23 protein-coding genes are annotated in these 23,052 nt (G+C 64.9%); 11 read left to right on the top strand and 12 right to left on the bottom strand.

Going from position 1 to position 23,052, the window contains the following annotated elements; all coding sequences use genetic code 11:
* Positions 1 to 316: 316 nt before the first annotated feature.
* The gene (locus CAG22_RS13785) at positions 317 to 1,840 is read left to right on the top strand and encodes a fumarate hydratase (RefSeq protein ID WP_025340505.1); all 1,524 of its coding nucleotides are present in this window, start codon (positions 317 to 319) and stop codon (positions 1,838 to 1,840) included.
* 121 nt (positions 1,841 to 1,961) lie between these two features.
* Here the strand turns inward: CAG22_RS13785 and CAG22_RS13780 are convergent, their stop codons facing one another.
* Positions 1,962 to 2,834, bottom strand: coding sequence for a carbon-nitrogen hydrolase family protein (locus CAG22_RS13780; protein WP_085705608.1), 873 nt, complete (start codon positions 2,832 to 2,834; stop codon positions 1,962 to 1,964).
* Positions 2,831 to 3,421: a GNAT family N-acetyltransferase gene (locus CAG22_RS13775; RefSeq protein ID WP_013974061.1), complete on the bottom strand. Its 591-nt coding sequence runs from the start codon at positions 3,419 to 3,421 to the stop codon at positions 2,831 to 2,833. Before CAG22_RS13775 ends, CAG22_RS13780 begins: the two co-directional genes overlap by 4 nt.
* Before the next feature lie 115 nt (positions 3,422 to 3,536).
* On the opposite strand from CAG22_RS13775, the gene CAG22_RS13770 reads away from it, so the two are divergent.
* A complete protein-coding gene (locus tag CAG22_RS13770; protein WP_015271666.1) occupies positions 3,537 to 3,935 on the top strand; it encodes a nuclear transport factor 2 family protein in 399 nt (132 codons plus the stop codon).
* A gap of 123 nt (positions 3,936 to 4,058) precedes the next feature.
* On the opposite strand, the gene CAG22_RS13765 is transcribed toward CAG22_RS13770, so the two are convergent.
* The 6 genes from CAG22_RS13765 to CAG22_RS13740 all read right to left on the bottom strand — a co-directional run bounded on the left by CAG22_RS13765 (position 4,059) and on the right by CAG22_RS13740 (position 8,906).
* Positions 4,059 to 4,637 carry a DJ-1/PfpI family protein gene (locus CAG22_RS13765; RefSeq protein ID WP_085592073.1) on the bottom strand — a complete coding sequence of 193 codons (579 nt, stop codon included), beginning with the start codon at positions 4,635 to 4,637 and terminating at the stop codon, positions 4,059 to 4,061.
* Positions 4,638 to 4,688: 51 nt separating this feature from the next.
* Positions 4,689 to 5,846 (bottom strand): phosphatidylserine/phosphatidylglycerophosphate/cardiolipin synthase family protein, encoded by a 1,158-nt coding sequence (locus tag CAG22_RS13760; RefSeq protein ID WP_085692163.1) that lies wholly within the window; start codon positions 5,844 to 5,846, stop codon positions 4,689 to 4,691.
* 1 nt (position 5,847) lies between these two features.
* Positions 5,848 to 6,429 (bottom strand): YceI family protein, encoded by a 582-nt coding sequence (locus CAG22_RS13755; RefSeq protein WP_025340510.1) that lies wholly within the window; start codon positions 6,427 to 6,429, stop codon positions 5,848 to 5,850.
* A 44-nt stretch (positions 6,430 to 6,473) separates the two neighbouring features.
* Positions 6,474 to 6,770 (bottom strand): amidase, encoded by a 297-nt coding sequence (locus tag CAG22_RS13750; protein ID WP_085705607.1) that lies wholly within the window; start codon positions 6,768 to 6,770, stop codon positions 6,474 to 6,476.
* On the bottom strand, positions 6,767 to 7,846 hold the full coding sequence (locus CAG22_RS13745) for a serine hydrolase (protein WP_085705606.1): 1,080 nt from the start codon (positions 7,844 to 7,846) through the stop codon (positions 6,767 to 6,769). Before CAG22_RS13745 ends, CAG22_RS13750 begins: the two co-directional genes overlap by 4 nt.
* A gap of 172 nt (positions 7,847 to 8,018) precedes the next feature.
* On the bottom strand, positions 8,019 to 8,906 hold the full coding sequence (locus tag CAG22_RS13740) for an acyl-CoA dehydrogenase (RefSeq protein ID WP_085705605.1): 888 nt from the start codon (positions 8,904 to 8,906) through the stop codon (positions 8,019 to 8,021).
* A gap of 160 nt (positions 8,907 to 9,066) precedes the next feature.
* Here CAG22_RS13740 and olsB point away from each other — a divergent pair, with 160 nt between their 5' ends.
* Positions 9,067 to 9,822 (top strand): L-ornithine N(alpha)-acyltransferase, encoded by a 756-nt coding sequence (olsB, locus tag CAG22_RS13735; protein ID WP_015271672.1) that lies wholly within the window; start codon positions 9,067 to 9,069, stop codon positions 9,820 to 9,822.
* A complete protein-coding gene (locus CAG22_RS13730; RefSeq protein WP_025340514.1) occupies positions 9,822 to 10,610 on the top strand; it encodes a lysophospholipid acyltransferase family protein in 789 nt (262 codons plus the stop codon). The genes olsB and CAG22_RS13730 overlap by 1 nt, the downstream gene beginning before the upstream one ends.
* Positions 10,611 to 10,732: 122 nt before the next feature.
* On the opposite strand, the gene CAG22_RS13725 is transcribed toward CAG22_RS13730, so the two are convergent.
* Positions 10,733 to 11,317 carry an ACP phosphodiesterase gene (locus tag CAG22_RS13725; protein ID WP_025340515.1) on the bottom strand — a complete coding sequence of 195 codons (585 nt, stop codon included), beginning with the start codon at positions 11,315 to 11,317 and terminating at the stop codon, positions 10,733 to 10,735.
* 150 nt (positions 11,318 to 11,467) lie between these two features.
* Between CAG22_RS13725 and CAG22_RS13720 the strand changes: the two genes are divergently transcribed.
* Together CAG22_RS13720 and CAG22_RS13715 are read left to right on the top strand one after the other, a co-directional pair.
* Positions 11,468 to 11,770 (top strand): helix-turn-helix transcriptional regulator, encoded by a 303-nt coding sequence (locus CAG22_RS13720; protein ID WP_003258229.1) that lies wholly within the window; start codon positions 11,468 to 11,470, stop codon positions 11,768 to 11,770.
* A gap of 17 nt (positions 11,771 to 11,787) precedes the next feature.
* Entirely contained in the window at positions 11,788 to 12,837 is a 1,050-nt protein-coding gene (locus CAG22_RS13715) for an alkene reductase (RefSeq protein ID WP_013974072.1), read from the top strand.
* A gap of 108 nt (positions 12,838 to 12,945) precedes the next feature.
* On the opposite strand, the gene CAG22_RS13710 is transcribed toward CAG22_RS13715, so the two are convergent.
* The 3 genes from CAG22_RS13710 to CAG22_RS13700 all read right to left on the bottom strand — a co-directional run bounded on the left by CAG22_RS13710 (position 12,946) and on the right by CAG22_RS13700 (position 15,838).
* Positions 12,946 to 13,815 carry an ATPase gene (locus CAG22_RS13710; protein WP_085664401.1) on the bottom strand — a complete coding sequence of 290 codons (870 nt, stop codon included), beginning with the start codon at positions 13,813 to 13,815 and terminating at the stop codon, positions 12,946 to 12,948.
* 87 nt (positions 13,816 to 13,902) lie between these two features.
* Positions 13,903 to 14,898: an NAD(P)-dependent oxidoreductase gene (locus CAG22_RS13705; RefSeq protein ID WP_085705604.1), complete on the bottom strand. Its 996-nt coding sequence runs from the start codon at positions 14,896 to 14,898 to the stop codon at positions 13,903 to 13,905.
* A gap of 49 nt (positions 14,899 to 14,947) precedes the next feature.
* On the bottom strand, positions 14,948 to 15,838 hold the full coding sequence (locus CAG22_RS13700; protein ID WP_054573319.1) for a LysR family transcriptional regulator ArgP: 891 nt from the start codon (positions 15,836 to 15,838) through the stop codon (positions 14,948 to 14,950).
* A gap of 97 nt (positions 15,839 to 15,935) precedes the next feature.
* On the opposite strand from CAG22_RS13700, the gene CAG22_RS13695 reads away from it, so the two are divergent.
* The 5 genes from CAG22_RS13695 (at position 15,936) to CAG22_RS13675 (ending at position 23,048) form a co-directional block, all read left to right on the top strand.
* The gene (locus CAG22_RS13695; protein WP_003258234.1) at positions 15,936 to 16,535 is read left to right on the top strand and encodes a LysE/ArgO family amino acid transporter; all 600 of its coding nucleotides are present in this window, start codon (positions 15,936 to 15,938) and stop codon (positions 16,533 to 16,535) included.
* A 309-nt stretch (positions 16,536 to 16,844) separates the two neighbouring features.
* Complete coding sequence (locus tag CAG22_RS13690) at positions 16,845 to 17,441, top strand: superoxide dismutase (RefSeq protein WP_013974076.1); 597 nt, start codon at positions 16,845 to 16,847, stop codon at positions 17,439 to 17,441.
* Positions 17,442 to 17,792: 351 nt separating this feature from the next.
* Entirely contained in the window at positions 17,793 to 19,847 is a 2,055-nt protein-coding gene (locus CAG22_RS13685) for a bifunctional diguanylate cyclase/phosphodiesterase (protein ID WP_085592090.1), read from the top strand.
* A 158-nt stretch (positions 19,848 to 20,005) separates the two neighbouring features.
* Entirely contained in the window at positions 20,006 to 21,343 is a 1,338-nt protein-coding gene (locus tag CAG22_RS13680; RefSeq protein WP_025340520.1) for an imelysin family protein, read from the top strand.
* Positions 21,344 to 21,620: 277 nt separating this feature from the next.
* Positions 21,621 to 23,048 carry a di-heme oxidoredictase family protein gene (locus tag CAG22_RS13675; protein WP_025340521.1) on the top strand — a complete coding sequence of 476 codons (1,428 nt, stop codon included), beginning with the start codon at positions 21,621 to 21,623 and terminating at the stop codon, positions 23,046 to 23,048.
* Positions 23,049 to 23,052: the final 4 nt, after the last annotated feature.

The raw sequence follows: 23,052 nt of genomic DNA, 5'->3' as shown, positions 1-23,052 counted from the left end.
CAAGCCAGCTCCCACAGTTAATGTGCAGGCTTCAGGCCTGGTGCAATCCTGTGGGAGCTGGCTTGCCGGCGAAGGGGCTGCAGAGCAGCCCCCTCCAAGCATCCTATCTCTACAACAAGTCAGCAAGAACAATGCCTGCCACCTGCCGACCATGGTCCAGACCGGCCGCAGGTGTGCCCGGCACGGATGCGCGCTATACTGCCGCGCCTTTTTCCGTCGGCCTGACCTGCCGGCGCCTTGCAAGGCGCTTCGACACGCTGGTCGGCACCGTCGAGCGCCGTAATGAATGTTCCCGTCTTTAAGAGGAGCGCGCTGCATGACCGTGATCAAGCAAGACGACCTGATTCAGAGCGTCGCCGACGCCCTGCAATTCATTTCGTACTACCACCCCGTCGATTTCATCCAGGCCATGCACGAGGCCTATCTGCGTGAAGAGTCGCCTGCTGCGCGCGATTCCATCGCCCAGATCCTGATCAACTCGCGCATGTGCGCCACCGGCCACCGCCCGATCTGCCAGGACACCGGTATCGTCACCGTGTTCGTGCGCGTGGGCATGGACGTGCGCTGGGACGGCGCCACCCTGAGCGTCGACGACATGATCAACGAAGGTGTGCGTCGCGCCTACAACCTGCCTGAAAACGTCCTGCGCGCTTCGATCCTGGCCGACCCGGCCGGTGCTCGCAAGAACACCAAGGACAACACCCCGGCAGTGATCCACTACTCCATCGTCCCCGGCGACAAGGTCGAGGTCGATGTCGCAGCCAAGGGCGGCGGCTCGGAGAACAAGTCGAAGATGGCCATGCTCAACCCGTCCGACTCGATCGTCGACTGGGTACTGAAGACCGTCCCGACCATGGGCGCTGGCTGGTGCCCGCCTGGCATGCTCGGCATCGGCATCGGCGGTACCGCCGAGAAGGCCGCCGTGATGGCCAAGGAAGTGTTGATGGAGTCCATCGACATCCACGAACTGAAAGCCCGTGGCCCGCAGAACCGCCTGGAAGAAATCCGCCTGGAGCTGTTCGAGAAGGTCAACCAGCTGGGCATTGGCGCCCAGGGCCTGGGTGGCCTGACCACCGTGCTCGACGTCAAGATCATGGACTACCCGACTCACGCCGCTTCGCTGCCGGTGTGCATGATCCCCAACTGCGCCGCCACCCGCCACGCCCACTTCGTGCTCGATGGCTCCGGCCCGGCCGAGCTGGAAGCGCCGTCGCTGGACGCCTACCCGGAAATCGTCTGGGAAGCCGGCCCGAGCGCCCGTCGCGTCAACCTCGACGCCATCACCCCGGAAGAAGTCGCCAGCTGGAAGCCGGGCGAAACCATCCTGCTCAACGGCAAGATGCTGACCGGCCGCGATGCCGCGCACAAGCGCATGGTCGAAATGCTCAACCGTGGCGAAGAGCTGCCGGTGGACCTGAAAGGCCGCTTCATCTACTACGTTGGCCCGGTCGACCCGGTCGGTGACGAAGTGGTAGGCCCAGCCGGCCCGACCACCGCCACCCGCATGGACAAGTTCACCCGCCAGATCCTCGAGCAGACCGGTCTGCTGGGCATGATCGGCAAGTCCGAGCGCGGCCCTGCCGCCATCGAAGCGATCAAGGACAACAAGGCCGTGTACCTGATGGCCGTCGGCGGCGCTGCCTACCTGGTGGCCCAGGCCATCCGCAAGTCGAAGGTCCTGGCCTTCGCCGAGCTGGGCATGGAAGCGATCTACGAGTTCGAGGTCAAGGACATGCCTGTGACCGTCGCCGTGGACAGCAACGGTGAGTCGGTACACATCACTGGCCCTGCCCTGTGGCAGAGCAAGATTGCCCAGAGCCTGGCAGTCGAAGTGAAGTAAGCCTGATGTAACAGCGGCGGCCTCTTCGCGGGCTTGCCCGCTCCCACAGGTACAGCGCAAGCCCGAGGGCTACGCGTTACCTGTGGGAGCGGGCAAGCCCGCGAAGAGGCCGCCGCTGTTTTCACAGGACTCTGTCAAACTGCTCCGGCCAGTCCCTGCGGGTAAACACCTGCCCTTCCCGCCTCACCCGCCGTACTTCCTCAAGGTCCACCTCACAGACCAGCCACTGACTGGTTGCAGGGCTCGATTCTTCACTCAAGGCCACCACCCCATCCCTCGGCATCCCATGATCCGGCGGCACGAACAGCCCTGCCCGGCCGATATTCTCGTCCAACGCCGGCGACCAGGGCGCCAGCCCGACCGTAGGGCTCTGCAACACCGCAATCTGGTTCTCCAGCGCCCGCGCCTGGGCACCGATACGCACCCGGTGGTAACCCGCCTCGGTGTCGGTACAGCTCGGGGCGAGGATCAGGTCGGCACCACCCTCGGCCAGGCGCCGCGCCAGCATCGGGAATTCGTTGTCGTAGCAGATCAGGATGCCCAGGCGCCCCAGTTCGGTGTCGAACACCTGCAACCCCTGGCCCGCCGCGATGTCCCATTGCTCCCGTTCGAAACGGGTCATCATCAGCTTGTCCTGGTAACCCAGCACGCCCTTGGGGCCGAACAACCAGGCACGGTTACGGTAGCGCCCGTCGCTGTCCAGCACCGGCATACTGCCCGGTTGCAGGTAGATACCCCAACGCCTGGCAATGCCTTCGCACAGCGCCTTCCAGGGCTCGATCAGCGGCTGGATGCCGGCGATGGAGGCCTTCAGGTCACCCCGCTGCTCGGCACTCAGTTGCCCGCTGAGCACCAGCCCGGCGTACTCCGGCAACAGCAGCAGGCGGGCCCCCGCCTCCACCGCTTCGGCACACAGGCCTTGCAGGTGGTCGGCGTAGGCCTCCCAGGTTTCATGCAGCTCGATGGCGTACTGGCAGGCCGCCAGGCGGATCATATCGGCAGTTCCTTGAGCCAGAACGACATCAGCTTGTCGGAGCTTTCCTGCTCGTCCAGGTCGCGCCAGGCGTAGCTGGTGCGCAGCGACGGGTCGTGCAGGAAGCCGCGGTTACGCCAGAAGCCATGCAATGGCTTGTAGTCCGCTGGCCGCCGTGGATGCACGCCTGGCCGCTCGACCGCACAGAACGCGCAGTAGTCGAACTCGGCCAGCTTGTGGGCGTAGGACTCGCGCTCGATGAAAAAGCGCACCCCCAGGCCCTGGCCACGGTACTCGGGCAGTACCACCGATTCACCGAAGTAGTACACGCTGGCCGGGTCGCGCCCCTGGGCCAGGAACGGCTGCTGGAACTCGGGGGCGACATCCACCAGCGGCAGGCCGGTGGAGGCACCAACGACCTTGCCGTCGTCCAGTGCCAGCACCACCAGGCTGCGCCCGGAGCGGGCATAGGTGGCCAGGTAGTCGGCCTCGTACTCCGGGGTGCCGTCGTAAAGGTAGGGAAACTCGCGGAACACGGTAAGGCGCAGGCGAGCGAGGTCATCGATGTAAGGCGCGATAGCGGCGCCGTGCAACAGGCGTATTTCCATGCTTGGCGGTCGTTTTGTCGATGTGGATGACGCGCTCGGCTAAGCCGGGCTTGAGGGGAAACCCTATCATCCGGAGCAACGACCCGCCTTTTCCCTCCACGACAGGTATTGTTCCATGACCGCTACCGAACTGGTAAATGCTTACTACGCCGCCTTCAACGCTGGCGACATGCCGGCCTTTCTCGCCCTGCTCAGCGAGGATGTGATCCACGACATCAACCAGGGCGAGCGGCAGATGGGCAAGGCCCGGTTTGCAGCGTTCATGGACAAGATGAACCGCTGCTACCGCGAGCGCCTGGCCGATATCGTGGTGATGCAGAACGCCGACGGCAGCCGCGCGGCGGCGGAGTTCACCGTGCATGGGGAATATCTGGCCGATGACGAAGGATTGCCGGCGGCCAACGGGCAGACCTATGTACTGCCGGCGGGGGCGTTCTTCTATATCCATTGCGGGAAGATTGCCCGGGTGACCAACTACTACAACCTCAATGACTGGGTTGAGCAGGTGGGTTAAGCCTGGTTGACTGTGCTGCCTGTACTGGCCTCATCGCCGGCAAGCCAGCTCCCACAAGTACTCCACAGGTCTTGAAACCTTCGCTAAACCTGTGGGAGCTGGCTTGCCGGCGATAAGGCCCTGTCAGGCAATACGGGTACCAAGCACCTTGAGGAATGCCGCCAACCACGCCGGATGCGCCGGCCATGCCGGTGCCGTCACCAGGTTGCCCTCCACATGCGCCTGGTCCACCGCGATATCGATGAATGTCCCGCCCGCCAAGCGCACTTCCGGGGCGCACGCCGGGTACGCACTGCATTCGCGCCCTTCCAGCACGCCGGCCGCCGCCAGCAACTGGGCACCATGGCATACCGCCGCGATTGGCTTGCCGGCCTGGTCGAACGCCCGCACCAGCTCCAGCACCCGCTCATCCAGGCGCAGGTACTCCGGTGCACGTCCGCCTGGGATCAGCAACGCGTCGTAACCCTCGGCACGCACCCGCACGAAATCGTAGTTCAGGGCAAAGTTGTGCCCCGGCTTTTCGCTGTAGGTCTGTTCGCCCTCGAAATCATGAATCGCGGTACGCACGGTTTGCCCCGCGACCTTTTCCGGGCATACCGCATGCACCGTGTGCCCGACCATGCTCAGCGCCTGGAACGGCACCATGACTTCGTAATCTTCGACGTAGTCGCCGACCAACATGAGAATTTTCTTCGCCGTCATCGCACCCACTCCTTCGATTGCCTTGAGACAGTCACTGCACGATAGCCGGTCTCAGTCGCGACGGTCGAGCAAGTTGACCACCAACCGGTCCAGCCACCCCCACAACCGCTGCTTCACCCGGCGCCACAGCGGCCGGGCATTCCAGTGGCCCAGGTCGACAACCTCGCTCAAGGCGAAATCACGCTCGAAACTGGCCTGCACGGCAGCCGTCAGCGGCGGGTCGAGTGCCTCGATATTGGCCTCGAGGTTGAAGCGCAGGTTCCAGTGATCGAAGTTGCATGAGCCGATACTGACCCAGTCGTCGATCAGCACCATCTTCAGGTGCAGGAAACACGGCTGGTACTCATAGATGCGCACCCCGGCGCGCAGCAGACGTGGGTAATAGCGGTGGCCGGCGTAACGTACCGAGGGGTGATCGGTGCGCGGCCCGGTCAGCAGCAGCCGCACATCGACCCCCTTGCCGGCAGCCCGGCGCAGCGACCGGCGCACGCTCCAGGTCGGCAGGAAGTAAGGCGTGGCCAGCCACACTCGCTGCTTGCCGCTGTTGATCGCCCGCACCAGCGAATGCAGGATGTCCTGGTGCTGGCGGGCGTCGGCATAGGCCACCCGGCCCATGCCCTGCCCCTGCGCAGGCACCTTGGGCAGGCGCGGCAGGCCAAAGCCCTCGGCGGGGCGCCAGGCGGTGCGACGGTTGTTGGCGTGCCACTGGCGGTCGAACAGCAACTGCCAGTCGCTTACCACCGGCCCCTGCAGCTGCACCATCACCTCGTGCCATTCACTGGTCGCCTCGCCCGGTGTCCAGAACTCGTCGGTGACGCCCGTGCCGCCCACCACTGCCCAGCGCTCGTCCACCAGCAGCAACTTGCGGTGATCGCGGTACAGGTTGCGCAGGCCACGCTTCCAGCGCAAGCGGTTGTACCAGCGCAGGTACACACCTGCGTCCAGCAGGCGCTGACGCAACTGGCTGTTGAAAGCCAACGAGCCATAGTCGTCGAACAGGCAGCGCACCCGCACGCCACGTCGGGCAGCCTGCTCCAGCGCTTCGACCACCGCATCCGCGCAGTCACCGGCCTCGACCAGATACAGCTCCAGGTCGACCTGGAACTCGGCGCGCATGATCGCCAGGAGCATGCGCGGAAAAAACTCGGGGCCGTCGATCAGCAGTTCGAACTGATTGCCATCCCGCCAGGGAAAGACCGGCCCCGGCATGTCAGCGGGCGGTGAAGATCAGCACCGCGCTAACCGGCACCGACGGGTTGATGGACTTGAGCCCGGCGAGCTTGCGCAGGCGTTGCAGCCCCGGCAACAGGCCGAAATCCTCGGCGCGTAGCACCAGGGGCTCAAGGGTCACCACCTGGAAGCGTCGCTCGTCCAGGCGGGTGGCCAGCAGCAGGGCGTTGTAGCTGTGCGACTGGCCATGCAGGGTCACGGTCAATGGCAGGCGCAGTTCTATCTGGGCACCGTTGGCCAGGTCGTTGATCGGCCGCAGGTCCAGTTGCGCCTGCACCTTGGCTTCGGCAAAGCGCTCGACCTCGAACAGGTCCTCGCGCATGCGTTCATCACGCAGCGGAATACCGCTACTCACCGAATCCATCTCGATGCTCAACCCGGCTACACCCTTGCGGTCGACCGTGCCATGCAGCACCAGGAAGCGGTGCACTTCGGCGGTGTTACCATTCTTGCCGGTAATGAACGAAAGGCGCGAAGACTCGCCATCGAGGTGCCAGTTGGCATGGGCGGGCAGGCAAAAAGCCAGCAACAAGGCGGGCAGCAGGCGGGGCAGCTTGAACATGACAGATCTCGTGAAACCAGGCCGCCAACCTTACCCGCCCGCCTTCACGGCAGCAAGCGGCAGCCCTCGCGCGGGCCTTGCCAGGCGGCCTGATTGCGACGGCCCAGGCCTTCGGCGGTGACCTGCCGCTGTTGGCTGTCGTCCTCCAGCAGGCTCAGCGGCAGCCATTGCTTCACGTAGCCTTGGCAATACGCCGGCTCGAACCCCATGACGAAGCGGCACGAACAATATTCCTTGGCCGAGTAGGCCGAAAGGATACCGGGGAAGTCCGCCAGGGCCTGGCGCTCGTGCCAGGCCCAGTACACCAGCCCCAGCAACACCACCAGCAGCACCCGCTTCATGCCCCCTCCCCAGCCAGCGCCGCGAGTATCCGCTTGAGCAGTTCGTCGTGCTGGTAGCTGCCGTCGCGGTCATCGGCGTAACGCACGATCACCAGCTTTTGCGCGGGCAGCACGTACAGCGCCTGGCCCCAGTGGCCAAGGGCTGCGTAGGTGTCCGCGGGTGCACTCGGCCAAGGCCGTGCAGCGCCGGCCAGCGGCTGGTTGAGCCACCAGTGGCCACCGGGGTTGGCCTCGCCGGGCAGCGCTTGGGCCGCGGCAAACGGCGTGCGGTTGAAAGCCACCCAGGGCTTGGGCAGCAATTGCCGATCCTGCCAGCGCCCGTCGCGCTGCATCAGCAGGCCGATGCGCGCCAGGTCGCGAGCGCTGAGGTACAGGTAGGACGAACCCACATAGGTACCCGCGCGGTCCCGCTCCCATACCGCGCTGTCGATCCCCAACGGAGTGAACAGCGCATGCCAGGGGTAGTCGGCGTACTGACCGGCATCGAGCATGCCGCGCAACGCGGCGGCCAGCAGGTTGCTGTCGCCACTGGAATAGAGAAACCGCTGGCCCGGGCTGGCCACCGCTTCCCGCGCCGCCGTATAGGCCGCCATGTCCTCGCGGCCACGGGTATACAGCATGGCCACCACCGAGGACTTGAGCGGGGCGTATTCGTAGTCTTCCTGCCAGTCCAGGCCGCTGGCCCAATGCAGCAGATCGGCCATGCGCACGCCAGGATGGGCGTGCATGGCCGGGTAGAAGCGGGTGACCGGGTCCTGCAGCTGGAAGCGGCCTTCGCCCTGGGCTACGCCCAATAGCGTGGCGAGTACGCTCTTGCTGATCGACCAGGTCAGGTGGGCGGTGGCGGCGGTGGTGGGGGCGGCGTAGCGTTCGTGGAGGATGCGGCCGTCGCGGATGATCAGCAGGGCGTCGGTGCGGATGCCGCTGCGTTCGGGGGTGGTGTGTGCGGGGAAGGCGTAGGCGTCGACGGCTTGCCAGTCGAGGGGGGTGTTGTCGATTGGCCAGTCGGGTTCAGGCCAGTCTTCGGCCCGGGCACAACCCGCAAGCAATATCAGGATGATCAACAGTACCTTCATCGTGATCGCCATTATTGGGGCCGCTGCGCAGCCCTATCGCGACACAAGGCCGCTCCTACAGGTACAGCGTCAGCCTGAACTTGACGCGTTCCCCTGTAGGAGCGGCCTTGTGTCGCGAAAGGGCCGCAAAGCGGCCCCAGGATTCATCGGATCACACAAACCTATCAGGCATTCATGACAATCCCGCAGCAGCCCAAGCCTTGTTCAGCCGCTTCTCCCGCGCCGCCGCCGCCAGCGCCATCACCCCCTGGTCACGCTGCCAGATCTGCGCCCACTGCGCCGGCCCCGCCGCCAACGCAGCATCGATCTCCCCTCGCAGCGCCTGGAACTGTGCAAACAACCCCCCCAGCAACAAATGGCAGCCAACGCTATCGGCGCACTGCCGGCTACCTTCGGCACACCCGGCCAGCAGCCCAAGCAACTGCAGGCGCAGGGCCTGCGGCCAGGCGCACTCCTGCCCCACGCCATACAGCCAGGCCGTCAACGCCGTAAGCACATACAAGTCCTCCAGCGAACGGAACGGCTTCACATAGGCATCCCAACCATCACCGGCCAGCAACTCGCACGCCGCCTGGTCCAGCACCAGTCGCCCATGGCCCACCTCCGGCATCAGCGGCAGGGTCGGCAGCGCTTCCAGCGTCACACCTGGCTCCCCGGGGTAGACCACCGCCAGGTTCAACTGCGGTGCCGCGCCCGTCGCCTCGCAGCGCGCCGCCACCAGCAGCCATTTCGCCTCCAGGCCGGCAGTGACGAAGTCCTTGCTGCCGGTCAGCCGCAAGCCGTCCAGGCGCGTGCGCATGTCCGCCGGCCGCACGCTGCGCCGCTCGGTGGCGCACAGGGCACCGAGGCTCGGTGGAGCACTGGGCCACAGCACGCGCAAGGCGGCCTGGTAGCCGACCAGGAAGGCCAGGCCCGGGGTGGCCATCGCGCGCCCGCCGCGCACCGCTAGTTCGAACGGGGCAACCGGGCCAAGGCGTTCGAGCAGCGCGGCATAGGTTTCGCCCAGGGTGCCCGCCAGCGCTTGGCGAAGCGGGTCGTTGAGTCGTTGCAACCAGGCCATCGGTCGGCTCCTTGCTGAGGGGCTTTCAGTTGAGGCTCAGGGGGTGTCACGCAAGCATCACCAAAGATTCACAGGGGTGACACCCCATCTACCTAGGCTGACTTTGCACAACAAAGCCGACCGGCCGCAACCCTTCATGGCTGGCTTATGGAGACTCGTAATGACTCGGATCGCTCACGCTGGCGACAACAGCACCGAACGCCGTCTGCAAGCCGAACGCCTGGTTGGCGCTGCGGCCCTGCAGGAAGCCCAGGCCCTGCGCTACAAAGTGTTCAGCGCCGAATTCAAGGCCAAGCTCAAAGGAGCCGAGCAAGGCCTGGACATGGACGACTACGACGTGCACTGCCGCCACATTGGCGTACGCGACCTGAGCACTGGCGAGCTGGTTGCCACCACACGCCTGCTCGACCATCAGGCCGCCAGCAGCCTGGGCCGCTTCTATAGCGAAGAAGAATTCAGCCTGCACGGCCTGTTGCAGCTGCAGGGCCCGATCCTGGAGCTGGGCCGCACCTGCGTAGCCCCCGATTACCGCAACGGCGGCACCATCGCCGTGCTCTGGGGCGAACTGGCCGAAGTGCTCAACGAAGGCCGCTACAGCTACCTGATGGGCTGCGCCAGCATCCCCATGCAGGATGGCGGGGTGCAGGCCCACGCGGTGATGCAGCGCCTGCGTGACCGCTACCTGTGCACCGAGCACCTGCGCGCCGAGCCGAAGAACCCGTTGCCCAACCTGGCCCTGCCAAACAACGTCATTGCCGAAATGCCACCGTTGCTCAAGGCGTACATGCGCCTGGGCGCGAAGATCTGCGGCGAGCCGTGCTGGGACGAAGACTTCCAGGTGGCCGACGTGTTCATCCTGCTCAAGCGCGACGAACTGTGCCCACGCTACGCCCGCCACTTCAAGGCAGCGGTCTGATGCCGAAGCTGCGGGTAATGGCCCGCCTGACTCGACTGCTGCTGGTACTGCTGCTGGGCATGCTGATGGCCAGCGTGATCGCACTGGGCGAACGCCTGGGGTTCAAGGCGCCCATCGAGCGCCGCCAGCGCTGGACCTGCCTGTTCATGAAGCGCCTGGTCGCGGCCCTGCCCTTCGATGTGCGGGTGGTCGGCGAGTTGCCGCAGCGGCCGATGCTGTGGGTCAGCAACCACGTGTCCTGGACCGATATCCCCCTGCTCGGCATGCTGCTGCCGCTGTCGTTCCTGTCCAAGGCCGAAGTGCGCCACTGGCCGGTGGCCGGCTGGCTCGCGGAAAAGGCCGGCACCCTGTTCATCCGCCGTGGCGGGGGCGACAGCCAGCGCCTGCGTGAACAGATCGCCGGGCAGCTGGGCCTTGCCCGGCCGCTGCTGATCTTCCCGGAAGGCACCACCACCAGCGGCCGTACCCTGCGCACCTTCCATGGCCGCCTGCTGGCAGGCGCCATCGACCGTGGCGTGGCGGTGCAGCCGGTCGCCATCCAGTACCTGCGCGATGGCCAGATCGACCCGATTGCACCGTTCATTGGTGACGATGACCTGGTGTCGCACCTGATGCGCCTGTTTGCCCTGCCGCGGGGCGAGGTATGCATTCACCTGCTGCAGCCGATCGGCAGCGTGGGCAAGGAGCGAGCGGTGCTGGCGTTGCAGGCGCAGCAGGCGATTCACCTGGCATTGTTCGGGGTTGAAGAAGTTGAGCTGGCGCCACGGCGGCAGGCGCGGGCTGCCTGAATTCTTGCACTGCCAGTACCGGCCTCTTCGCGGGCTTGCCCGCTCCCACAGGGACCGCGCATATCTTGAGAACTGCGCCAACCTGTGGGAGCGGGCAGGCCCGCGAAGAAGCCAGCGCAGGACTAACTGCCAGACAACCGGCCAGCCGCTGCAAACGCCTGCAACTGTGGATAAAACTCCCTGAAGTCCGCCAGCAATGGCTCATACAGCCGCTCCAGCTCCCCCATCACCCCAGCCATCCCCTCCGGCCGCGACAAGCGCCGGGCAATGCCGTTGAACACCTGCTCCAGCGTGGCAAAGTCGCCATACGCCCCCAGCCAGTCATCCGCCGCCATGAACGGCGCAATCCGCGCCAGCCGCCCCGGCAACTCGGGCTCCGCCAGCAACACCCGATAAAAGTCCCCGGTGAACTGCGCCAGCGGCTGCTCGGCATAATCCCGCCAATGCCGGGCCAGGCAATGGTCGAAAAACACATCCAGAACAATGCCGGCAAAGCGCCGCCGCTCCCGCGGAAAGCGCGCCAGTGCCGCCAGCACCAACGGGTGCTGGTCGGTATAGCTGTCGATATGCCGGTGCAACCGGATGGCCGCCTCCAGCGCAGGCGGGAAGCGCCCTTCCAGCGAGCCTTTGACGAAGTCGCCATACAGGCTGCCAAGCAGTTGTTGCGGCGCCGGGCCGCCAAGGTGCAGGTGTGCGAGGTAGTTCATGAGCGCAGTCTAGCACCGCCGCCCCCTATATCGTTATAACGCGATATAGCGATTCGTGCTCAGCTCAGAACCTCTTCATATTTGTATATCGGGAATCGACGATTTACATTTCGCCCTATCGCGATATACCGCTACAACGAGCCTCAACCCATGCCTCTCGATCTCGACGAAATCATAAAAGCGCTGGCCCACCCGGTCAGGCGAGAAATCCTCAGCTGGCTGAAGGACCCGGCAACGCAATTCCCCGACCAGTACCACAGCACCGAGAACGGTGTGTGTGCCGGGCAGATCGACCAACGCTGCGGCCTGTCGCAGTCGACCGTCTCCGCCCACCTGGCCACCCTGCAGCGCGCCGGGCTGATCAGCAGCCAGAAGATCGGCCAATGGCACTTCTTCAAACGCAACGAAGCCACTATCCAGGCGTTTCTCGAACAACTGCGCCAAGCACTCTGAACAGGCAGGTAACCGTCATGACCACGCTTTTCGATCCGATCACCCTGGGCGACCTGCAACTGCCCAACCGCATCATCATGGCCCCGCTCACCCGCTGCCGGGCCGACGAAGGCCGCGTGCCCAATGCGCTGATGGCCGAGTACTACGTGCAGCGCGCCAGCGCCGGGCTGATCCTCAGCGAGGCGACCTCGGTCAGCGCCATGGGCGTCGGCTACCCGGATACCCCTGGTATCTGGAACGACGAGCAGGTGCGTGGCTGGAACAATGTGACCAAGGCCGTGCATGCCGCTGGCGGGCGCATCTTCCTGCAGCTGTGGCACGTTGGCCGCATCTCCCACCCCAGCTACCTGAACGGCGAGCTGCCGGTGGCCCCCAGCGCGATCCAGCCCAAGGGCCATGTAAGCCTGGTGCGCCCGCTCAGTGACTACCCCACCCCACGCGCGCTGGAAACCGAAGAAATCATCGACATCGTCGAGGCCTACCGCAGCGGTGCCGAGAATGCCAAGGCTGCCGGTTTCGATGGCGTGGAGATCCACGGTGCCAACGGCTACCTGCTCGACCAGTTCCTGCAGAGCAGCACCAACCAGCGCACCGACCGCTACGGCGGCTCGCTGGAAAACCGTGCTCGGCTGCTGCTCGAAGTGACCGATGCGGCCATCGAGGTGTGGGGCGCAAACCGCGTTGGCGTGCACCTGGCGCCGCGTGCCGATGCCCATGACATGGGCGATGCCGATCGTGCCGAAACCTTTACCTACGTGGCCCGTGAGCTGGGCAAGCGTGGTATTGCCTTCATCTGCTCGCGGGAAAAGGAAGCCGATGACAGTATCGGCCCGCTGATCAAAGAGGCGTTCGGTGGCCCGTACATCGTCAATGAGCGGTTTGACAAGGCCAGTGCCAATGCAGCCCTGGCCAATGGCAAGGCCGACGCCGTGGCGTTTGGCGTGCCGTTCATTGCCAACCCTGACCTGCCGGCGCGGCTGGCGGCGGATGCGCCGTTGAACGAGGCGCGGCCGGAGACTTTCTATGGCAAGGGGCCGGTGGGGTACATCGATTATCCGCGGTTGTGATTCAGGGCCATTCGCGGGCACGCCCGCTCCCACAGGGTCAGCACAATCCTCAAGCTTGTCGCTGTACCTGTGGGAGCGGGCGTGCCCGCGAAGAAGGCTCAGGTGATCTCACGGCCGGGCATTGATCTGCTGCTGCAGGTTCTGGATCTGGCTCTGCAAGGTATTCAGGTTGCGGGTCGTCTGCGCCCGGAAGGCGTCGAATTCCTGTACCGAAGCACCACTGGACGCCGCCGCGGCCGGGCGGTTGTCGATCTGGCTCTTGAGCACCAGGATGTCCTGCTCCAGGTCCTGGATGGCCGCGCTCGGGTTACCCTGCTTCTTCAGCGCTGCCACCTCGTTGCCCAGGCTCTTGAGCTGCCCGTCCAGCTTGGCGCCATCAGCCTGCGCGGCCTTCAGCGCAGCAACCTGTTCGTTCAGGCCCTTGAACTGCGTATCCAGCTTGCCACCATCGACCTGCCCCGAGCGCAACGCGGCCAGCTCGCCATTCACCGCCTTCAGCTGCGCCTGCAACTGGGTTTGCAGCTGGGTCACGACCTTCTGCTGTTCACGGGTATCGGCCAGTACCTGCTCCAGGCGCTTGCCCAGGTCGCCGGTCTGCCCGGCCACACCCTTCTGCAACTGGCGCAGCTGCAGCTTCAACGCCTCGCTGTTGGTAGTGGCGCCGGATTCGCTGGCTGCCACCTTGCCGCTGATCGCCTGCAGGCGCCCGGCAGCCTCTTCGCTGATGCGGGCGAAGCTTTCCTGGGTCGCCACCAGTTGCTGCTCCATCAGCGAGATCTGCTGGAAGCTCCACCAGCCAAGGCCCGCCAAGGCGATGAACGAGGCCCCGAGCAATGCCCACAGCGGCGCCGTGCTGGCACCGCGAGCGGCTTTCTGGCGGCTGCGCACCACGTGCGCCGGCATCAGTTCGTCATCGTCATGGGTGCCGGCCCGCAGGCTAGGCACGTCATCGTAGTCATCGTGAGCATGGTTACGCATGGATACATTCAACCGCGGTAGTCGCAAAGAGGCACGAGTATAAACCGCCAGCGCGGCGCGTTGATGACCATTGTCAGCCGAGCGGCTTCACTGCCCCGGCGGCTGGTGCTTCCACCAGGCACAGAATTCATCCAGCGCCGTCCACAGGCTGACCTTGGGCTGGTAGTCCAGGTACTGCCGGGCGCGGCTGATATCCAGGGTGAAATCGCGGCTCATTACCTGCATCCCCAGGCGCGACAGGGTCGGTTGCGGGCGCCCCGGCCACAACATGCAAGCCGCCTCGTTCAGCGCGGCCAGGCTGTAGGCCAGGCCGTAGGAGCGGTACCGGGTAACCTGCGGCAACTGCATCTGGCGCATCACGTAGTTGACCACGTCCCACAGCGGCAGCGGCTGGCCGTTGCTGATGTTATAGGCCTGGCCCAGCGCCCGGTCGTCAGCGAACAGGGCACTGAGCAGCGCTTCGTTGAGGTTGTGCACGCTGGTGAAATCGACTTTGTTCAGGCCGTTGCCGATGATCGCCACACGCCCCTTGCGCTGCATCTGCATCAGCCGCGGGAAGATACTGGCATCGCCGGCGCCAGTGACGAAGCGCGGGCGCAGCGCCAGCACCTCGAGGCCGAACTCCTGGGCACCGAACACTTTCTGCTCGGCCATGTGCTTGGTCTGCCCGTAGTGGTCATGGAAGCGGCGCGGCACCTGGTCTTCCCGGATGTCCAGGCGCGAGCGGCCATTGAAGTAGACCGACGGCGACGACAGGTGTACCAACCGCCGTACGTGTTCCTTCAAGCAGCCCTCGACCACGTTTTCGGTGACCACCACATTGCCTTGATAGAAGTCCTGGTAGCGCCCCCAGTTGCCCACTGCGCCGGCGCAGTGCACCACCGCCTCGACCCCCTGGCACAGGCGGCGGGCCAGCTCGGCATCACCCAGGTCGCCGGGGATGAACTGGGCGCCGCGCTTGACCAGGTGCTCGACCCCTTCGGCTCGACGGCCGCTGACCCGCAGGTCCAGGCCCTGCTCCAGGGCAAAGCGCGCAAAGCGCCCGCCAATGAAGCCACTCGCGCCGGTGACCAGAATTCGCATGTAAGACTCCGTCTTGCCAGATTTCAGATGCAACTGACGCCAGCCGTGGCTACAAGGGCACCAGCCATTGCCGTGCGGTGTGCCGCAGGTGGTCGGTCAGTTGCGCGAGCAGTTGCCCGCCATTGCGCCAATGATGCCAGTACAGCGGCACATCGATGGGGGTATCGCTGCAGATTTCCACCAACTGGCCGCTGGCCAGTTGCTCGCGAGCCTGCAGTTCCGGCACCAGGCCCCAGCCCAGGCCGGCTTCGGTCATGCGCAGGAAACCTTCGGACGACGGGCACAAGTGGTGCAGGAAGCCATCCTCGATGCCCAGCGATGCCAGGTAGCGGTGTTGCAGGAAGTCGTCCGGGCCGTACACGATCGCCGGGGTACGGGCCAGGCGGCTGGCAGCGAAGCCCTGCGGAAAATGCCGCGCCATGAACCCGGGGCTGGCCAGCGCCCGGTAGCGCATGGCGCCCAGCGGCAGGCTGCGCGCGCCGGCCACCGGCCGCTCGCTGCCACACAGGCAAGCCGCCACTTCGCCCGCACGCATGCGTTTCAGGCCCACTTCCTGGTCTTCCACCACCAGGTCGGTCAGCACGTTCTGCTGTGCGCAGAAGTTGCCTACTGCGCCGGCCCACCAGGTAGCCAGGCTGTCGGCGTTGAGGGCGATGCGCAGGCGCTCCGGCATGCCCTCCTCGTCCAGCGCCGGCACCTGGCGCTGCAGGTCGCGTTCGAGCAGGCGCACCTGCTGCACATGGTTGAGCAACTGGCGGCCGACTTCGGTCGGGCTTGGCGGTGTGGCACGCACCAGCACCGGCTGGCCGACCCGCGCCTCGAGCAGCTTGATGCGCTGGGAGATGGCCGACTGCGACAAGCCCAGCACCTGCGCCGCGCGTTCGAAACCGCCCTGCTCGATCACGGCGGCAAGGGCGGCCAGCAGCTTGTAGTCGAACATCGATTTTCCTAATGACGGATCAGCTCTATTTGTTTTTCTTATACAGCGTGGTTCATCACAATGACCAGCATCTTTTGGACTCTTTGGAGAGCACGCCATGTGGCAAAGCTATCTCAACGGCATGCTCGTGGCCTTCGGCCTGATCATGGCCATCGGTGCACAGAACGCCTTCGTCCTCGCCCAGAGCTTGCGCCGCGAGCATCATTTGCCGGTGGCGGCACTGTGCATCGTCTGTGACGCCATCCTGGTGGCGGCCGGAGTGTTCGGCCTGGCCACCGTGCTGGCGCACAACCCGACGTTGCTGGCGATCGCCCGCTGGGGCGGTGCGGTGTTCCTGATCTGGTACGGCGCCAAGGCTTTGCGCAGCGCCTGCTCCAGGCAGAGCCTGCAGCACCAGCAAGGCCAGGGTGCGCGCTCACGCCGCGCGGTACTGCTCAGCGCCCTGGCGGTGACCCTGCTGAACCCGCACGTATACCTCGACACGGTGCTGCTGATCGGCTCGCTGGGCGCCCAGCAGGCTGCGCCTGGTGCCTACGTGGCCGGCGCTGCCAGCGCCTCGCTGCTGTGGTTCTCGACCCTGGCGATCGGTGCGGCCTGGCTGGCACCGTGGCTGGCCCGGCCGGCGACCTGGCGCATGCTCGACCTGATGGTGGCGGTGATGATGTTCGCGGTGGCGGCGCAGTTGATCTTCAACTGACCACAAGGGCCCTATCGCCGGCAAGCCAGTTCCCACAGGGATATCACCAGGCCTGAGGTCGGTGATATCCCTGTGGGAACTGGCTTGCCGGTGATGAGGCCCTTGCAGGCAATAGCTGACGCCACCGGTCGGCACGCCCCGACCGCTCTGGAACCTCTATTCCCTATCTTTGTTGCGTGGTTATGCGCCGGGCCCGGTGCTATGATCCAGCCCTTGCGTCGCAAAGAGTACAAACTCGCCGACGCTCATCGGGCCGCCCGTGATCGGCCTTGCGCAAACCGCAAACAGACCTGAATCAGGAGATCCACCATGGCTTTTGAATTGCCGCCGCTGCCGTACGCCCACGATGCCCTGCAGCCGCACATCTCCAAGGAAACCCTGGAGTATCACCACGACAAGCACCACAACACCTATGTCGTGAACCTGAACAACCTGGTCCCAGGCACCGAATTCGAAGGCAAGACCCTGGAAGAGATCGTCAAGAGCTCTTCGGGCGGCATCTTCAACAACGCCGCTCAAGTCTGGAACCACACCTTCTACTGGAACTGCCTGGCACCAAACGCCGGTGGCCAGCCGACCGGTGCCCTGGCTGACGCCATCAACGCCGCTTTCGGTTCCTTCGACAAGTTCAAGGAAGAGTTCACCAAGACTTCGGTTGGCACCTTCGGTTCCGGCTGGGGCTGGCTGGTGAAGAAGGCTGACGGTTCCCTGGCCCTGGCCAGCACCATCGGCGCCGGCTGCCCGCTGACCAGCGGCGACACCCCGCTGCTGACCTGCGACGTATGGGAACACGCCTACTACATCGACTACCGCAACCTGCGTCCGAAGTACGTCGAGGCGTTCTGGAACCTGGTCAACTGGGCCTTCGTTGCCGAACAGTTCGAAGGCAAGACCTTCAAGGCCTGAGTCATTCAGCCCTGAACGAAAAACCCGGCCCGGTGCCGGGTTTTTTTATGCCTGTACCGGCCTCTTCGCGGGCATGCCCGCTCCAGCAGGGAGAGCATCAGGTCCACAGGCGGCGCCCTACCTGTGGGAGCGGGCGTGCCCGCGAAGGGGTCAGCACAGATTTCACCTTCAACCCACCAGCAAAGGCTTGCTCAGCCCGCATAGCACGCTAACATCAAACCTCTGGAAGATTGTTACAGCACATTCAAGTTGCGGGGTCAGGCAACCGATACACTATTGATGGTCGGCCGATAGTGTATCGTCATCGTTGATGGCAAAATGATGCCATGCGCATGGATTAAGGAAACCCCATTGAAGCTGGAATTGCGGAACAGCTTGTCGGTCAAGTTGCTCAGGGTCGTGCTGCTGTCGGCGCTAGCGGTCGGTGTCGTGCTCAGCTGTGCGCAAATCGTCTACGACACCTACAAGACCCGCCAGGCCGTGAACAACGATGCCCAGCGCATCCTCGACATGTTCCGCGACCCCTCGACCCAAGCGGTATACAGCCTCGACCGCGAAATGGGCATGCAGGTGATGGAAGGCCTGTTCCAGGACGAATCGGTACGCATGGCCTCCATCGGCCACCCCAACGAAACCATGCTGGCGGAAAAGTCCCGCCCGTTGCAGGACATGTCCATGCGCTGGCTGACCGACCTGATCCTCGGCCAGGAACGTACCTACACCACGCAACTGGTCGGCCGCGGCCCCTACAGCGAATACTACGGCGACCTGAGCATCACCCTGGACACCTCGTCCTACGGCGAAGACTTCCTGATCAACGCCGTGATCATCTTCATCTCCGGTGTGCTGCGGGCCCTGGCCATGGGCCTGGTGCTGTACCTGGTCTACCACTGGCTGCTGACCAAACCGCTGTCGAAGATCATCGAGCACCTCACCCAGATCAACCCCGACCGCCCAAGCCAGCACCAGCTGCCGCTTCTCAAGGGCCACGAGAAGAACGAGCTGGGCCTGTGGGTAAATACTGCCAACCAGTTGCTGGCCTCGATCGAGCGCAACACCCATCTGCGCCACGAGGCGGAAAACAGCCTGCAACGCATGGCCCAGTACGACTTCCTCACCGGCCTGCCCAACCGCCAGCAGTTGCAGCAGCAACTGGACAAGATCCTCGTCGACGGCGGCCGCCTGCAACACCGCGTGGCGGTACTGTGCGTAGGCCTGGACGACTTCAAGGGCATCAACGAGCAGTTCAGCTACCAGGTCGGCGACCAGCTGCTGCTGGCCCTGGCCGACCGCCTGCGCGCCCACAGTGGCCGCCTGGGCGCCCTGGCACGCCTGGGTGGTGACCAGTTCGCCCTGGTGCAGGCCAATATCGAGCAGCCCTACGAGGCGGCCGAACTGGCGCAGAGTATCCTCGACGACCTGGAAGTGCCGTTCGACCTCGACCACCACCAGCAGATCCGCCTGCGCGCCACCATCGGCATCACCCTGTTCCCGGAAGACGGCGACAGCACCGAGAAGCTGCTGCAGAAAGCCGAACAGACCATGACCCTGGCCAAGGCCCGTTCGCGCAACCGCTACCAGTTCTACATCGCCAGCGTCGACAGCGAGATGCGCCGCCGTCGCGAGCTGGAAAAGGACCTGCGCGAAGCCCTGCCGCGCAACCAGCTGTACCTGGTGTACCAGCCACAGATCAGCTACCGCGACCACCGCGTGGTCGGTGTCGAGGCATTGCTGCGCTGGCAGCACCCGGAGCTGGGCATGGTGCCGCCAGATCAGTTCATCCCCCTGGCCGAACAGAACGGCAGCATCATCAGCATCGGCGAATGGGTGCTCGACCAGGCCTGCCGGCAATTGCGCGAATGGCACGACATGGGCTTCAGCGAGCTGCGCATGGCGGTCAACCTGTCGACCGTGCAGCTGCACCACAACGAACTGCCGCGGGTGGTCAACAACCTGCTGCAGGCCTATCGCCTGCCGCCGCGCAGCCTGGAGCTGGAAGTCACCGAGACCGGCCTGATGGAAGACATCAGCACCGCCGCCCAGCACCTGCTGAGCCTGCGCCGCTCCGGAGCACTGATTGCCATCGACGACTTCGGCACCGGCTACTCATCGCTCAGCTACCTGAAATCGCTGCCGCTGGACAAGATCAAGATCGACAAGAGCTTCGTCCAGGACCTGCTGGACGACGATGACGACGCCACCATCGTTCGCGCCATCATCCAGCTGGGCAAGAGCCTGGGGATGCAGGTGATCGCCGAGGGCGTGGAAACCGCCGAACAGGAAACCTACATCGTCGCCCAGGGCTGCCACGAGGGCCAGGGCTACCACTACAGCAAGCCGCTGTCGGCCCGTGAGCTGACCAACTTCCTCAAGCAGGCACAGCGAAACCAGGTTTCGATGTTCTGAGCCGCCTGCCCGGTTACAGGCCGTGACCGGCATTTACACGAATTGCATGCCTGCCCCCTTTACAGCAAATGCAAATCTTTCGCATGATGTTGCGGTTTCGCGTGCCACGGCGCACGGTCCACCCCTTGGTCCAACCACACGACGCAGGAAAACCAATAATGATTCGAATGCCTCTGGCCTCCGCCAGTCTGCTGGCCATTGCCATCGCTCTCGCCGGTTGCGGTGAAGGCAAGGACGACAAGGCCGCCGCGCCGCAAGCCCAGGCACCTGCTGCCGCCAGCACCACCGCTGCGGCGCCCGGGGCTGTCGACGAAGCCGCCGGCAAAGCCGTGGTCAAGCATTACGCCGAGCTGGTCTACGCCGTGTACAGCGATTCGCTGAGCACCGCCAAGACCCTGCAGACCGCAGTCGACGCGTTCCTGGCCAAGCCCAACGACGAAACCCTGAAGGCAGCCAAAGAAGCCTGGGTCGCCTCGCGCGTACCGTACCTGCAGAGCGAAGCCTTCCGCTTCGGCAACACCATCATCGACGACTGGGAAGGCCAGGTGAACGCCTGGCCGCTGGACGAAGGCCTGATCGACTACGTCGACAAGAGCTATGAGCACGCGTTGGGCAACCCGGCGGCCAACGCCAACATCATCGCCAACACCGAGATCCAGGTGGGCGAAGAGAAGATCGACGTCAAGGACATCACCCCCGAGAAGCTGGCCAGCCTGAACGAGCTGGGCGGCTCCGAGGCCAACGTCGCCACCGGCTACCACGCCATCGAGTTCCTGCTCTGGGGCCAGGACCTGAACGGCACCGGCCCGGGCGCGGGCAACCGTCCGGCGTCGGATTACCTCGAAGGCAAGGGCGCCACCGGTGGCCACAACGACCGCCGCCGTGCCTACCTGAAAGCGGTCACCGACCTGCTGGTCAAGGACCTCGAAGAGATGGTCGGCAACTGGGCACCGAACGTCGCCGACAACTACCGCGCCAAGCTGGAAGCCGAGTCGGTCAACGACGGCCTGCGCAAGATGCTGTTCGGCATGGGCAGCCTGTCGCTGGGCGAACTGGCTGGCGAACGCATGAAGGTTTCGCTGGAAGCCAACTCGCCGGAAGACGAGCACGACTGCTTCAGCGACAACACCCACTACTCGCACTTCTACGACGCCAAGGGCATCCGCAACGTCTACCTGGGCGAGTACACCCGCCCGGACGGCAGCAAGGTGACCGGCCCGAGCCTGTCGTCGCTGGTGGCCAAGGTAGACCCGGCCGCCGACGCCACCCTCAAGGCCGACCTGGAAGCCACCGAAGCCAAGATCCAGGTGATCGTCGACCACGCCCTCAAGGGCGAGCACTACGACCAGCTGATCGCTGCCGACAACGCAGCCGGCAACCAGATCGTGCGTGACGCCATCGCCTCCCTGGTCAAGCAGACCGGTGCGATCGAGCAGGCCGCGGGCAAGCTGGGCATTGCCAACCTGAACCCGGATACCGCGGATCACGAGTTCTGATCCTGCTGTAGAGGTTCTGAAAGAGGCGGCCTTCGGGTCGCCTTTTTTGCTTCCGGCCCTATCGCCGGCAAGCCAGCTCCCACAGGTACCCCACAGGGCTCAAGGGCTGTGAAGTACCTGTGGGAGCTGGCTTGCCGGCGATAGGGCCCGACCAGGCAACCACAGACCATGGCCAACTGACACCGATTTCATCCAGCAATTGCAAATTGCTCTTATTCAAACTCCCTCACCCTGCTAAGCTTGCACGCCGGTTTTTCGCTCACGCCCAGGATTCTCGATGTCCTTGTCGCTGTCCCGACTCTCCCCCCTGCTGCTGGCCTTTGCCCTCGCCGCCTGTGACGACGCCCCGCGTTTCACCCAGGCCGAGCCCGGCGAAGCGTTGTCGGGCGGCAAAGCCACCGTGCAGCGCACTGACCGCAATGCCTATTCCCTGCCCTCGGCCAACCTCTCGCCCGAGCGGCGCCTGGACTTCGCCGTAGGCAACAGCTTCTTCCGCAACCCCTGGGTGATCGCCCCGTCCACCACCACCGCCCGTGACGGCCTGGGCCCGCTGTTCAACACCAATGCCTGCCAGAACTGCCACGTGCGCGACGGCCGCGGCCACCCGCCAGAGCCGGGCGACAGCAACGCCGTATCGATGCTGGTACGCCTGTCGATCCCCGACCAGCCCTACCTGGCCAAGGTGGTCGAACGCCTCGGCGTGGTGCCGGAGCCGGTCTATGGCACCCAGCTGCAGGACATGGCCATCCCCGGCGTGACGCCGGAAGGCAAGGTGCGGGTGAGCTACACCAGCGAAACGGTGTCGTTCGAGGACGGCCACCAGGTCGAGCTGCGCAAGCCGGCCCTGCAGATCACCCAACTCGGCTATGGCGTGATGCACCCCGACACGCGCTTTTCGGCGCGGGTGGCGCCGCCAATGATCGGCCTGGGCCTGCTCGAAGCCATCCCCGAAGCCGATCTGCTGGCCAACGAAGACCCGGATGACCGCAACCGCGACGGCATCCGCGGCCGGGCCAACCGGGTGTGGGACGACGCCCAGGGCAAGACCGTGGTCGGCCGCTTCGGCTGGAAGGCCGGGCAGCCCAACGTCAACCAGCAGAACGTGCACGCCTTTGCCGGCGACATGGGCCTGACCACCACCCTGCAGCCCAACGACGACTGTACCCCGGCGCAGGCCGACTGCCTGGCCGCGCCCAACGGGGACGGTGCCAATGGCGAGAAGGAAGTCAGCGACAACATCCTGCGCCTGGTCACCTTCTACACCCGCAACCTGGCCGTGCCGGCCCGCCGCGACGTGGGCTCGCCGCAGGTACTGGCAGGCAAGAACCTGTTCTACCAGGCCGGCTGCCAGGGCTGCCATACACCGCAGTTCACCACCGCCGCCAATGCCGCCGAGCCGGAGCTGGCCAACCAGCTGATCCGTCCCTACAGCGACCTGCTGCTGCATGACATGGGCCCGGGCCTGGCCGACGAGCGCACCGAATTTGCCGCCAACGGCCAGGACTGGCGCACCCCGCCACTGTGGGGCATCGGCCTGAGCGAAACGGTCAGTGGCCACAGCCAGTTCCTGCACGACGGCCGCGCCCGCAACCTGCTCGAAGCCGTGCTCTGGCACGGTGGCGAGGCCGAGGCGGCACGCAATTTCGTACTCACTTTCAATGCCGAGCAGCGTGCCGCGTTGCTGGCTTTCCTGAACTCACTTTAAAAAG

It is taken from the genome of Pseudomonas sp. B8(2017), from assembly GCF_002113575.1.
Classification (GTDB): domain Bacteria; phylum Pseudomonadota; class Gammaproteobacteria; order Pseudomonadales; family Pseudomonadaceae; genus Aquipseudomonas; species Aquipseudomonas putida_Z.
Note: the sequence above shows the minus strand (reverse complement) of the source record. Positions and strands in the feature narration are given on the sequence as shown.